The sequence below is a fragment of the Rhizobium sp. BE258 genome, assembly GCF_031457345.1.
Lineage (GTDB): Bacteria > Pseudomonadota > Alphaproteobacteria > Rhizobiales > Rhizobiaceae > Rhizobium.
Genome location: NZ_JAVDWL010000001.1, coordinates 69549 through 81734, shown reverse-complemented (window position 1 = coordinate 81734; position 12186 = coordinate 69549). Strand labels below are relative to the sequence as shown.

Sequence of the window (12186 nt, the reverse complement as noted above, 5' to 3'; positions counted from 1 at the left end):
CTCCTTCGCGTTCGACAGGATGACCATCTCCCGCTTCCGGGAAGTAGGAAGCCGCAATCTTTTCCGATCTTCAGAGCGAGGCTCGTCCGACAGAGCCGCCCCGTCCGCGAATAAGTATTTGTCCGGTGATGTCCTCGGAGAGCAGAAAGGCGATGGCAGCGGCGATCTCTTCTGGCTTTCCAAGGCGACGCATAGGGATCATCGAAATGAATCGAGCTTCTGCATCGCTGCCGGCGGGGGTGTTTTGCCGAAACAATTCGGTCTCGGTGGGGCCAGGCGCAACAGCGTTGACGGTCACCCCGGTCTCTGCGAGTTCCAGCGCCCATGTTCTCGTAAGGCTATTGACCGCAGCCTTCGCAGCCGCATATCCGCTCCTGAGTGTAGTGCCGGTCGTGACGAGGCTCGTCACGTTGACGATCCTTCCTCACTTCTTCTCTAACAAAGCCGGCAGTATGACTTGGGTAGTCAGGATGGTCGGGTGGATGTTCAAGCGGAGCATGTCTTCGACATCGGCCAGATTAATCTCGCCGATACGGTGAAGCTTTGCCATCCCGACATTGTTCACCGCGCCGTCGAACGAGTGCTTCTTCGCCATATCTGCTAACGCCTCGGCGGCAGCGCGATCGTCATCCAGATCAACGGTGACCAGTTCACCGGGGAAGGTCGAGTCCTTGCCGCGTGCTATACCGACGACCCGGTGACCCGTGTCGACCAGGCGGTGGGAGAGCGCTCTGCCGATGCCTTTGCTAGCGCCGGTGACGAGAAATGTTCGGGTCTTCATGTTTCTATCATTCCCTTGTAGATCACGGGACGTCCACTGACCGAGTATTCCCAGCAGCCGGCAAAGGCGACGTCGCCCATGCGCCATCCGCTTCTCAGTGAGCGTGATCGCAGCCCTGTCCGCAGCGGTGGGCGTGGAGTTTCCATTTAGAACTGAAGATCGCCTTACAGATGTCGACCCGCTCGAACACGGGATCCTTGAACGCCAAGATGTCGTCGTTGAAGGTGCCGAACGTGGTTTGAGGGCGGTGCTTCATCCCGTCATAGAAGGCATCGACGATGCCTTCCGCGAAGTCAGCTTCGCGTGGGTATGCCTTGATTACAGCCTCACGTTCCGCACGCGAGAACTCGTCGAAACCACGTCCGACGACGTCCATTCCGGCGCCTGCCTGGACCAACGCGATCTCCGGGCGCATGAATTCCGGAATGCCAGGAGTAGTGTGAAGTGCTACAGCGTTCCAGACAATCTCGATCTGCTCTGGCCCGATCCCATGGCTCCGAAGGAAGTCGGCTGCGGCATTTGCACCATCGACTTCGAAGCGGAGCTGACTATCGCCGTACTTCCCTGTCAGCCCGAGGTCGTGAAACATGGAGGCCGTGTAGAGCAATTCTGGGTCGAAGGTCATGCCCTTCTTGTGTCCGGCCATTGCTCCCCAGAAGAATACTCTGGCGGAATGGTTGAACAGCAGATCGCTTTCGGTGTCGCGGATGAATTCGGTGACCTCGCGGGCAATCCGGCTGTCGGGAACAGAAACTCCTTCTAGTCTCGCAGGCATGGGGGCGTCCTTCTCAGTTGTTGCTGCAGTCGTCGCATGCCCAAGGAGAAGTCCTCATCAGGCAGCAGAAATTGCGGCGATGGAAATGAGGGTTCTTGTCCGCCATGATGTCGGCGAGACCTGTTCCCTGCGTGACCTCGGGCCGATGCTCAAGGCCATCGTAGAGTGCTTTGAGCAGGTGTTCGGCGAAGTCGGCTCCGCGTGGATATGCAGTTTCTACGGCGGTTCGCTGGTCTTCGGTGAACCGGTCGTATCCGGCGCCGACGAGGTCCATCATTACGCCCTCGGCGGTAAGAGCGGCTATCGGGTCCAGATGCGCGGAAATGCCGGGCGTCGTGTGCAGCGCGATCGCGAGCCAGACCTTCTGCATGTTTTCTTCCGTCAAGCCGTGGCTGCGAAGGAAATCACGGGCTGCGTTCGCGCCATCGACTTCGAAACGCAGTTTGCTCTTCCCGAAGCCTGCAGTCAGGCCGACGTCGTGAAACATGGCCGCCGTGTACAGCAGTTCCGGATCGAAGTTCACACCAATGCGGTGCCCGGCCATTGCGCCCCATAGATAGACGCGCGTGGAATGGTCGAACAACAGCGTGCTTTCGGTTTCCCGGATGAACTCGCTCGCCTCGCGGGCGAGCCTGCTGTCCGGTATTCGTATTCCAGAAATTTCAGCAACGGCCATGTTCGGTCCTCCCTCAGGCCTCGAGAAGCGCTTGAGGCGTGTTGCGGAAGCTGATCGCCATGCGATTGTAGCTGTTCATCAGGCTGATCGCGATCGTCAGATCGACAAGCTGCTTCTCGTCGAAGACCTGGCGCGCCGCCTTGTATGCATCGTCCGGTACGCCGGTATCGGCAACGAGCGTCACGGTTTCTGCCCATGCAAGCGCTGCACGTTCTTCGGCGCTGAAGAGGCTTCCGCCTTCCTCCCAAGCCTGGACCAGGGCCAACTTCTCGATCTTGACGCCCCTCTTGATGAGTTCGCGGGTGTGCATGTCGAGGCAGTAGGCGCAGTTGTTGATCTGGGAAATGCGCAGATATACGAGATCTACCAGCTCGCCGGGTAGGCCGCTCTGCAGGACATAGCCGTAGACTCCACCAAGCGCCTTGGCGCCGTTCGGAGCAACCTGATTGTAGTCGAGTCTTCTTGTCATTGTTCGGATTCCTTCAGTTACTTGACGGAGGTGGTGAGCTTCGTTTCGCTGGAGTCGACAACGAATACGGCGAGCAGTTTCGCAGGAGCCGTCTCACTGGCGTTGCGGCTGACGGCGTGAATTGCTCCGGGCACTTCGAACCAGCTATCGCCTGCTTTGTAGCGGCGGATGTCGCCGTCGTTGACCTTCGATTCCACCTCACCGGAGAGGACGTAGGCGTAGACGAAAGCGGACGGCGCGTGCGTGTGGGCGACGGACGCGGCGCCGGGCGCGTAATCCACCTCGACGACGCGCATGATCTTGCCTGGGATGTTGCCGATTGCCTGGGCGAACTTCGGTGTGACGCTCTCCCGCTCGGCATCGTGGGCCGGCGCAGGGGCGGCAAGCGAGACGGTAATCGCTAGTGCGGCCAAGGCTGAATTCATCGATCGTTTCATGGTCTATTCTCCTTCAGAGACGCACTCAAAATGCGCTCTCCGTGATGCAGAAAAAAGAACCAAGAAGCCGAAGAAGTAGTGTACCATGATCGCATGAGTGATCTGCTGAAACTGACCGTGGACAGGTCGGAAAAAGTTACCTTGTCGGAGCAAATCCGAAGGGGAATTGGGAAAGCGATACAGGATGGGGTGCTTGAGCCAGGGGCGCGACTTCCGTCGTGGCAGGATCTCGCGGCCCAGCTTGGCGTCGCGCGCGGGACCGTGCGCACGGCCTACGAAAAGCTCGCCGCGGCTCAGTTGATCATTGGATCGAGAGCCGCTGGCACCCACGTGGCCGATCGCCCCCGATCATCTCCTAAGACAGAACGGTCGTCGATCGCAGGATCGTTCATCGAAACCTATCTGGAGATGACCCAGGGGCCGGCACTCTTCCAGATGGGTGTTCCGTCATCTTCTACGATGCCATCCACGTTGCTCGCGCGAATGCGAGCAAGCGCCGTCCGTTCGGAGCTTAGTGCGCCGCCTCTGTACCCGGATCCTCGCGGAGAACTCGAATTGAGACGCGAAATCGCGGCCTATCTGGCTGTAGCGAGGGGCATAAACTGCTCGCCCTCGCAGGTCATCATCACCGGCGGCTTCGCGGGAGGGCTGGGACTAGCGCTCAACGTCTTGGGGCTCCAGGGCAGAAGCGCGTGGTTCGAGGAGCCGGGTTTTCCATGGACGAGGCGGGCCTTGGAGCTTGCCCGCGTGCTCCCGGTTCCGGTTCCGGTAGATGGCGAAGGGTTTGAATTCGACCACGCGGTACGTCACCACCCCGAGGCGAGGCTCGCCGTCCTGACACCGGGGCAGCAAGCGCCGCTGGGAGCGACACTGTCGTTGCAGAGACGCCTGCAACTTATTGAATGGGCGGAACGACTTGGAGCCTGGATCATCGAGGACGACTACCTCAGCGAGCTCCAGTTGACCGGGCGGGCTGCTCCGGCCCTTGCCTCCATCGATAATCACGGGCGCGTCATTCACGTTGGGTCGTTCAGCAAGACAATCAGTCCGGCGCTGAGACTTGGGTTCGTCATAGCTCCCATCGAACTCGCAAGCCTGTTCGGCGAGGTGGCTGCCTGCCTGTCTCCACCTCCCGGTCCGTCGGTTCAGTTGGCCATCTCTGAGTTCATACGGGAAGGGCATTACCTGCGGCATCTTAGGCGGATCAAACGAGCCTACGCAGCGACGCGCCAGCCGGTTCTCGACTATTTCCGCGACGCTCTGGGCCCTGAAAATGTCTCGGCCCCTGGGCTTTCAGTACTACTTAAGCTGCCGAAAGGTGCCCCCGATGTGGCGATCGCCAGAGAGGCGCTGACCTTCGGCACGTTTCCCGCACCGCTCTCGCCCTGGTACTCGTCCGCTCAAGCGGCAGAGGCAGGGTTGCTTCTCGGAGTTGCGACAGCACCTGTGAAGAACGTGGTCCGGATCTGCGAACGTCTGACTGCGGTCATCGCACGATGTTCGTAGTGCCGCTGGTTTCTACGGTTCTTCAATGGGGTGGCGATGCCGATCGGACAGCGGAGCAGCGATGATAGATTTAGAATTCTGCGGCAGGAGTTTTGCATGCGTTCGGTAGCCGTCGTCGTTTTTGCAGGCGTCTAGGCAATCGATGAATTGCTTCGCAGGTCTTGCCACGAGCCGACTTGCCGAGAATCTCAAAGACCTGTTCCAAGGCGTTCGATCTGGCCCTGCGTCTCGTCCCGGCGTAGCAGGAATCCTGTTTTGCCTTTTTCCGACTGCGCGGCGCGCGCCACCTTGCGCATCATGAATTTTTGTTCCCGTCGGTTTTCGGACCGGAACTTACGCGCGGGACGACGCTTATAGGCGCTAGGAAGATGGAGGCTTCAATGCAGCTCATAGATACGCATGTCGGCGATACCAACGATGGAATGACGACTGTCGAGTTCAGAGGCGAGGGCGGCGAGCTGGTTTCGGTCACGATGGCGGCCGACACCACAGAAGGCGATACCACCATCAATCGCGCCAAGGCCATGATGGTCCAGCTCACCACCTTTGCCGAGGACCGCGATCCTGCGCAGGACGACTGGAGCCGTTCAGACGGCGACAGCGAAGATCAAGGTCCCCGACTCACTGAAGATAGAGCTGAGCTTCCGGCCGTCTCGCCTGGTGGCGAGGCAACGTCCTCAGCCGTCTGACACATGCCGGGCAAGTGGATCCATCTCTGCATCGACATGCAGTCGATGTTCGCGGAAGACACGCCCTGGCACGTGCCGTGGATGTCTAGTATCTCGCCTGCGGTTACCGAGGTGGCTGCTCGCCATCCCGAAAGGACAATCTTCACACGCTTCGTTCCTCCAGCCAGTGCCGCCGAGGCGACGGGTATGTGGAAAGCCTACTACCGGAAATGGGAGGCGATGACGCTGGGGCAGATTAATCGGCGGCTCGTGGACGTCGTTCCGGAACTGGTCCGGTTCGTCCCGCCCGCCCGCACCTTCGACAAGATGACTTACTCGCCCTGGATCGATGGACGACTTCACCGAATCCTTCAGTCCGAAGCGGTGGGTACGCTGGCGTTCACGGGAGGGGAGACAGACGTCTGTGTCCTCGCGGCCGTGCTCGGAGCGATCGATCTTGGATACGAGGTGAAACTTCTGAGCGACGCCGTGTGCAGTGGCGCAGATGAAACGCACGACGCCACCCTCAGGCTGCTTGGCGACAGGTTCTCTGTTCAGGCGGAGGTGCTGACAACCGAAGAATTTCTGCGACGCCTATAGGGTAGGTGCGTCAGACGGCCGCTTACGAATTGACGAGGAATGCAATCGTTCTAGCCATGAGCGACAACGCCGCCTCCAAGTTTTCCTCCAAATTCGCAACCACCGTCGCAGACCTGTCCGGGAAGCCGCAACATTCGTGATCGCGGTTACGCTCGTCCTGATATGGGCGGTCTCCGGCCCGATCTTCGACTACTCCGAGAACTGCCAGCGCGTCATCAACACAAGCACCACGATTACCACCTTTCTGATGGTGTCGTCCTGCAGAACTCGCAGAACCGAGACGGCAAGGCGTTGCAGGCGAAGCTTGACGAAGCCCAGCTTCGAGAAGTCGGAACGAAGACGTCGCCACAACGAGGCCAGGGCGAGCGAAGCCGGTCAGGCGTCCGCTCTACGGTCCTGAATCAGGGCATTCGCGTGGAGACGCGAGCCTCAGGAACGGCCTGCCCGAGGACCCGAGAGGGTACGGCGGCGGCGGGCGAGGCGCACCCCCCCGACGAGCGGGGGTGCTGTGGCGCCGCGGCGACAATTGCCCAGCTTCAGATCGAAGGTGAAAAGCTGGCTGCTTAGTGATCGCACCAGAAGGCGCCTTCAGGCGCCTCTCTGGTCGTTGGGAGGGCCTAATCAGCTTCTTCAACATCCGTTGCCAAGGCTTTGACGAGGCTAATGATCGATCTTCGGACGCCTGCGTCCGCAATTCTTGCGAAGGCCCGGTTCAGAGCGGCGCCTTCCGAGGTTCCGACCATCTTCTCGATGGCTTCGAGTTCGGGCGACTTCTGGGCGCTCCCACCTTCCTCCTCGCCAAGAAGCGCGGCCGGCGTCGTACCGAGCAGGTTCGCGATTCCTTGCAATCTGCTTGCGCCGACACGGTTCGAACCCTTTTCGTACTTCTGGATTTGCTGGAACGTGATGCCAAGCCCCTCGCCGAGGGCCGATTGCGAGATGCCGAGAATCTTGCGCCGACTTCTGATGCGGGCGCCGACCTCGACGTCGATCGCGTTGGCGGCGGCTCCTTGATTGCGTGGCATGTGATTTCCTCTTGCGGTTGCAGGCAGCCTCGCACCGAAATGTGAAGATGTCCATGGTCCGCGCATCACCACGGACCAAAGTCCAGGGTGGTGGAATCTCAATCGAATCCTTGCATCACCGTGATATCGCGGTAAGAGAAAGGATAGCTTCGGGCTAGTGAGTAGGCGTCATTTGGCTGACGGTTCGATATCGGGAGGCGACATGGACGACGGGACGCACAACAATACTGACGAAGCGCGGTATCGGATCCTCATCGAGGCCATCACCGACTACGCTATCTACATGCTCGACCCGGAGGGTCGGATCACGAGCTGGAACCCAGGCGCGGAACGTCTAAAGGGCTACACCGAGCAAGAGATCGTCGGACGGCATTTTTCAACCTTCTATTCGGAAGAAGATCGGGCGAACGACCTTCCGGCTCGCGCCTTGGAGGCGGCTGCGAGGGACGGTCGTTTCGAACGCGAAGGATGGCGGCTTCGCAAGGACGGCACCCGCTTCTGGGCGAACGTCATCATCGACCCCATCCGGGACGCCCAAGGAGGCTTGATCGGCTTCGCGAAGATCACACGTGACATTAGCGAGAAGCGTGCTGCGCAGGAAGCGATCTTCCAGGCGCAGAAGATGGAAGCAGTTGGACAGTTGACCGGCGGCCTTGCACACGACTTCAACAATCTTCTGACGGCCATACTTGGCAGCCTCCAAATCGCCAGGAAGCGGGCGATCCGGGACGACGTGAAGGACCTCATCGACAACGCTATTCAAGGCGCGCAGCGAGGCGCAACGCTCACGCAGCGACTACTTGCGTTTGCCCGCCGCCAGGAACTCCAGCTCGGTCCTGTGGACGTCGGCGACCTCGTTGGTGGTATGACGGAGTTGATGCGCCGGACAATCGGCCCGGAGGTTGTGATCAGTGTCGACTTCGCCGCCGACCTTCCAAAAGTTCGCACCGACTCCAACCAGCTTGAGAGCGCGCTTCTAAACCTCGTCGTCAACGCCCGCGACGCCATGCCGGACGGCGGAGAAATCACGATTGCCGCCTCGCTGGAAAATGTTACCTCTGGGAGGCGCCACACGCTGTCGCCCGGCGAGTACGTGTGTCTTTCGGTTCGCGATCGAGGCGAGGGGATGAACGCGGAGACGCTGGCGAACGCCACTACCCCGTTTTTTACGACGAAGGGCGTCGGCAAGGGGACGGGTCTCGGCCTTCCCATGGTGCATGGCCTGATGGCACAGTCGGGCGGCGAACTGATTCTAAGGTCAACCGTCGGCGAGGGAACGACTGCCGAACTGTGGCTCCCCGTTGCCGCCAAGGGCGAGGCGGAGACCAAGGCGCAGGCGGCGCCCGAGGTGGCGCTAGACCCAGCTCCGACGGCGTTGACCGTTCTCGCTGTCGACGACGACGCCCTCGTTCTCATGAACACGGTTCTCCTGCTCGAAGACCTGGGAATGGACACTATTCAGGCGTCTTCCGGAGAGGAAGCTCTGGCAACGCTTCAGACGGGCGACCTCCCGGACGTGGTGATCACTGATCATGCCATGCCGAACATGACGGGAGCGCGGCTCTGTCAGGAAATCCAAGTGCGATATCCGACGCTCCCCATCATTCTCGCCACAGGGTACGCGGAGCTTCCGGAAGGCGTCGGCGATCTCAGCGGTGTCGTCCGCTTGTCGAAGCCGTTCACTCAGGCGCAGTTGTCGCGAGCGTTGGCGGAAGCCTGTCAGAGTGGGCGGTGCTTCTAAAATTTTAGCCGAAATTGACCGCCTCGCTGAAGAAGACCGATCCTAGATGCTCCCTGGTCGTCCGCGATTTCCTCATGTGATCGATCCGTTCCTCATCATGCACCATCCGGATGGCGCCGCGTTCAATGTGCTCATAGATCATCATGACCCACTCGGCGAACGACGCGCGAGACTTGGTGTGGCCGGTGAAGCCAAAACGCAGCCCAACGCGATACCGTGTCCGGACCATTCGAGTCCCTTTATCCATTCGACTGACGGCTGGCTGTCCGAAGGGCGCAGCGCAACATTAGATTGAAGCCAGGAAACGCACGGTATGGCATTACCGGCCGCGTCAACGCCAATACTGCCCGGCCTAGGTTTATCGAAGCCGCCAAAGCGGGCCAAGCTTCGGGTGCACAGATCTTCGTCTGTAGATGACGGGGACGTTGTTTGCCGCCGTTCAAGTTTGGTCGTGTATCGCGATGAAGCGCTGGAGACGCCCTCCCGGAGCAGCGGGTGGTCGTCAATGACGGCAGTCGGTAGTAGGTTCAAAGTGTACGTTTGGGGTCATCAAGACGAGCGGGCAGCATTCGCGCGCTCAGGCGGGCATCGGACACAGCCCGGCAAACATCGCGTTCGATGTCGAGACATGCCTTTGCATAGTCGTCGAACAGATCTTGTTCCGCAGGGTTGAATCTCATTATCTCGCGACACTCCAATGCGAATTCGTACGCCTCGAAGAGTTCGAGCTGCCGAGGGTGGGACGCGCCCATGATCGCGCCGCGCACATTGGGCAAGCGCATTGCGAGGCGACGTCTTCCTAGTTCTCTGCGGTGTAGGCGCGAATGCATCGCGGCAACCTAGCATCATTTACGCTCATTCACCCTGGACCATGGTCGCATGCCTGCTGCGACTGAAGTCCGAGGTCTGGAACAGGAACTGGTCAGTGTCGTTCAATATGCCGACGGTCCGACGGGCCGTATGAAAATCCAAGGAGGACACTATGAACGCTAGAGTCATCGTCGGCGCGGCAACAGCCGCAGCTCTTCTGTCGGGCGCGGCATTCGCCCAGTCTTCAACTGTGAACGGAGCAGCCGGTGGCGCAGTAACCGGCGCGATTGTCGGCGGCCCGGTTGGCGCGGCGGTTGGTGGTGTCGCTGGTGCCGTGGTCGGTACCGCGATCGATCCGCCGCCTGAGAAAGTTGTGACCTATGTTCGTGAAGCGCCCGCGCCTTCGGCGAAAGTCGTCGTCAAGGAAAAAGTTGTCGTTGGTCAGGCGCTTCCCGAAACGGTCGTGGTCACGCCTGTTCCGGAGAGCCCGAAGTACTCCTACGCGATTGTCAATGACGAGCGGGTAATCGTCGAGCCCTCATCGCGGAAAGTCATCCAGATCATCAACTGATCAGAGATCATGACGCGGCCTGAGCTGCGTCCTTTCGCCTTATCCATAACTGAACGAGAGCCGCCGCGAGCGCGCCTCGCACTCGCGCGGCCGCAGATGGAGTACGAAAATGAAAAACAAGACCCTTACTGTTCTGATGACGGCACTCGCCATCGGCGTTTCGCCTGTCAGCCTGATCACGGCCTCTGCCCAGGATGCACCGATCATCAAGAAGAAGGGAAGCGGCGAAACTGACCAATCCGGCAGCAGCGCTCAACAGCAGTCCTCGCAAGGTGGCACTTCCGCCGGCAGCAGCACTTCCGGTTCTGGCGAAGCAGGCACACAAGATGAGACAAAGGCGCCACAGCCCGGCGCCACCGAGAGTGGGAGTGGGACTGCAGGTTCGGGAACACCAGACACAAGCACCGGCAAACAGTCCGGCTCAAATGGGTCGAACACGACCAATGCCTCGAAATCGTCAGGCCAGACCGGCACGTTGAGCCAAACTGGAAGCGGTTCAAAGACCGATGCTTCGAAGACTACGAAGGACGGTGCTGCAACGGCGGGTGAGGGCGAAACGAAGTCGAAGTTATCGTCCGAGGCTCAGAAGCCGACAACGGACAGTTCGAAACCATCCGACACAATGAAATCGGATAGCGATCAGACGAAGGCCGAGACCGACCCCAAGAAATCCGGGACCGGCGCCAATTCCACCAGTGGCTCGACAGAGACGCAGACCAACAAGACGAACGCCGCCGGTACGAACGACACCACCGTCAATGTCAAGACCAACGTCGAAAACAACGGTACGACGGTGAACAAGACCGAGAATAGGACTAGCTTCAACATCTCGGTCGAACAGCAGACGGAGGTCCGTCAGGTCGTGAAGGAGGTCCACGTCGAGCCTGTTCGCGAAGTCAACTTCACGGTCTCGGTTGGAACTACCATTCCGAAGAAGATTCGCCTGGAACCGCTTCCGCCGCGGATCATCAAGATTGTCCCGCAGTACGAAAGCTACCGGTTCTTTATTTTGGCCGACGGCCGCATCGTGATCGTGGACCCGACCGAATACACGATCGTCTTCATCATCACGGCTTGATTGCTGACTGGGCGGCACGTTGTGCCGCCCTCCGCTGGAGGGAAACCATTGATCCACGAGCACAGGAAGGCGCCGAGCTTTGCGGTACCGATCATCGCGATTCTTCTCGCGATGATCGGGATGGTTCTCATGCTGATATCGACCCTGGATACGGGAACTCGCCGCGAGGGTAGAGTGTTCGTTCGCGAAAATAGCGGCGCGAGCCTGACCGTAGCAAGATAGGTAAACGCACGGTGCACGAGAAGGCAGGCATGACATCTGGTCGTCACAGGCCTTCGGCATTGGTGTCCCTGCCGGGAAGGAGACCTTAGAGTGGTTTGTTTGGCACAGGATCTGCGGCATGAGCTCGGCGGGTGGATGAGTTCGGTGGAACAGGTTTTGATTGATAGAGGCCTGCTTGCACCCGACGGGACCATGACTTTCTTATCGAGAGAAGTAGAGAACGCTCTGGACGGCTTCATTGAAGATCCGAGTGAGCTGTCGACGCTTTTACAGATGGGCCGAACTGCGCGCAACGGCGGCAGGCTGTCCCCCGCCTCCTTGTCCGCCGCACATTTGCTTGCGAAGGAGGTGCATCGCGCTTTGTCTTGCCGGCCTGCCGTGACGACCAGAACAGTTCTTAGCAGACGCGCCGCGCTATCGTCTGCAATCGTGTAGAAAATTGTCTGAGCGAGCCGTCTCGTAGCAGCAGTGCGAGCTTCTCGAAGCTTCTTAAGATGCTGAGAGACCGATGACTGGGCAAGCCCAACCCCGGAAGCGATCGATGTTACATCCATCTCTCGTTGCAGCAGCATGATCATGATCTTCATCCTGTGTGGGTCGCCGAGACACTGCAGGACCTCTAACGCGCGGTCAGTGTCGAACGTTTGGTCGCTCAGCCGCCGGACTTCGCCGGAGCACTTGGTGGGATCGAGAAGCCATAAACGATGAACGGCATGGCGAATGCGCTCTCCTACATCGCGCGGTGGTGCGCGGAGAGGAGGGTCGTCTGCCTCCAGCAAGCTTGGTTCTGGCGAAGGACGTGGCGTACAGGACGCGCGCGGCGGCCG

At 59.7% G+C, this 12186-nt stretch carries 14 protein-coding genes and 3 pseudogenes; 7 read left to right on the top strand and 10 right to left on the bottom strand.

The annotated features are described in order from the left end of the window. Positions 1 to 70: 70 nt before the first annotated feature. The 5 genes and pseudogenes from J2X43_RS00465 to J2X43_RS00445 form a co-directional block, all read right to left on the bottom strand. Positions 71 to 781: pseudogene (locus J2X43_RS00465) on the bottom strand (SDR family oxidoreductase). 94 nt (positions 782 to 875) lie between these two features. Continuing rightward, on the bottom strand, positions 876 to 1556 hold the full coding sequence (locus J2X43_RS00460) for an HD domain-containing protein (RefSeq protein ID WP_310289987.1): 681 nt from the start codon (positions 1554 to 1556) through the stop codon (positions 876 to 878). Positions 1557 to 1569: 13 nt separating this feature from the next. Continuing rightward, complete coding sequence (locus tag J2X43_RS00455) at positions 1570 to 2232, bottom strand: HD domain-containing protein (RefSeq protein ID WP_310289985.1); 663 nt, start codon at positions 2230 to 2232, stop codon at positions 1570 to 1572. 13 nt (positions 2233 to 2245) lie between these two features. Beyond that, positions 2246 to 2701 carry a carboxymuconolactone decarboxylase family protein gene (locus tag J2X43_RS00450; protein WP_310289983.1) on the bottom strand — a complete coding sequence of 152 codons (456 nt, stop codon included), beginning with the start codon at positions 2699 to 2701 and terminating at the stop codon, positions 2246 to 2248. Between the two features lie 17 nt (positions 2702 to 2718). After that, positions 2719 to 3138: a cupin domain-containing protein gene (locus J2X43_RS00445; RefSeq protein ID WP_310289981.1), complete on the bottom strand. Its 420-nt coding sequence runs from the start codon at positions 3136 to 3138 to the stop codon at positions 2719 to 2721. Between the two features lie 93 nt (positions 3139 to 3231). On the opposite strand from J2X43_RS00445, the gene J2X43_RS00440 reads away from it, so the two are divergent. Continuing rightward, positions 3232 to 4644: a PLP-dependent aminotransferase family protein gene (locus tag J2X43_RS00440; protein WP_310289978.1), complete on the top strand. Its 1413-nt coding sequence runs from the start codon at positions 3232 to 3234 to the stop codon at positions 4642 to 4644. A gap of 145 nt (positions 4645 to 4789) precedes the next feature. On the opposite strand, the pseudogene J2X43_RS00435 reads toward J2X43_RS00440, so the two are convergent. Then, a pseudogene (locus J2X43_RS00435) lies at positions 4790 to 4934 on the bottom strand (DUF892 family protein); the annotation flags it as partial. 90 nt (positions 4935 to 5024) lie between these two features. Between J2X43_RS00435 and J2X43_RS00430 the strand changes: the two are divergent. The 3 genes and pseudogenes from J2X43_RS00430 to J2X43_RS31025 all read left to right on the top strand — a co-directional run bounded on the left by J2X43_RS00430 (position 5025) and on the right by J2X43_RS31025 (position 6479). After that, on the top strand, positions 5025 to 5333 hold the full coding sequence (locus J2X43_RS00430; RefSeq protein ID WP_310289977.1) for a hypothetical protein: 309 nt from the start codon (positions 5025 to 5027) through the stop codon (positions 5331 to 5333). A 3-nt stretch (positions 5334 to 5336) separates the two neighbouring features. After that, positions 5337 to 5912: a cysteine hydrolase family protein gene (locus J2X43_RS00425; protein ID WP_112387725.1), complete on the top strand. Its 576-nt coding sequence runs from the start codon at positions 5337 to 5339 to the stop codon at positions 5910 to 5912. A 56-nt stretch (positions 5913 to 5968) separates the two neighbouring features. Next, positions 5969 to 6479, top strand: a pseudogene (locus J2X43_RS31025) (low affinity iron permease family protein). A gap of 50 nt (positions 6480 to 6529) precedes the next feature. Here J2X43_RS31025 and J2X43_RS00415 read toward each other — a convergent pair. Then, positions 6530 to 6937 (bottom strand): helix-turn-helix domain-containing protein, encoded by a 408-nt coding sequence (locus J2X43_RS00415; protein WP_112540664.1) that lies wholly within the window; start codon positions 6935 to 6937, stop codon positions 6530 to 6532. Between the two features lie 202 nt (positions 6938 to 7139). On the opposite strand from J2X43_RS00415, the gene J2X43_RS00410 reads away from it, so the two are divergent. Then, positions 7140 to 8678, top strand: a complete 1539-nt coding sequence (locus J2X43_RS00410) for a PAS domain S-box protein (protein ID WP_310289972.1) — start codon at positions 7140 to 7142, stop codon at positions 8676 to 8678. Between the two features lie 4 nt (positions 8679 to 8682). On the opposite strand, the gene J2X43_RS00405 is transcribed toward J2X43_RS00410, so the two are convergent. Next, positions 8683 to 8907, bottom strand: coding sequence for a hypothetical protein (locus J2X43_RS00405; RefSeq protein WP_310289969.1), 225 nt, complete (start codon positions 8905 to 8907; stop codon positions 8683 to 8685). A 298-nt stretch (positions 8908 to 9205) separates the two neighbouring features. Then, complete coding sequence (locus tag J2X43_RS00400; protein ID WP_310289965.1) at positions 9206 to 9460, bottom strand: hypothetical protein; 255 nt, start codon at positions 9458 to 9460, stop codon at positions 9206 to 9208. 200 nt (positions 9461 to 9660) lie between these two features. Between J2X43_RS00400 and J2X43_RS00395 the strand changes: the two genes are divergently transcribed. Together J2X43_RS00395 and J2X43_RS00390 are read left to right on the top strand one after the other, a co-directional pair. Continuing rightward, positions 9661 to 10059, top strand: coding sequence for a DUF1236 domain-containing protein (locus J2X43_RS00395; protein ID WP_112515492.1), 399 nt, complete (start codon positions 9661 to 9663; stop codon positions 10057 to 10059). 109 nt (positions 10060 to 10168) lie between these two features. Then, positions 10169 to 11137, top strand: a complete 969-nt coding sequence (locus J2X43_RS00390; RefSeq protein ID WP_310289962.1) for a DUF1236 domain-containing protein — start codon at positions 10169 to 10171, stop codon at positions 11135 to 11137. On the opposite strand, the gene J2X43_RS31020 is transcribed toward J2X43_RS00390, so the two are convergent. Beyond that, positions 11053 to 12138 (bottom strand): ArsR/SmtB family transcription factor, encoded by a 1086-nt coding sequence (locus J2X43_RS31020; protein WP_405049551.1) that lies wholly within the window; start codon positions 12136 to 12138, stop codon positions 11053 to 11055. The genes J2X43_RS00390 and J2X43_RS31020 overlap by 85 nt on opposite strands. Positions 12139 to 12186 lie beyond the last annotated feature (48 nt).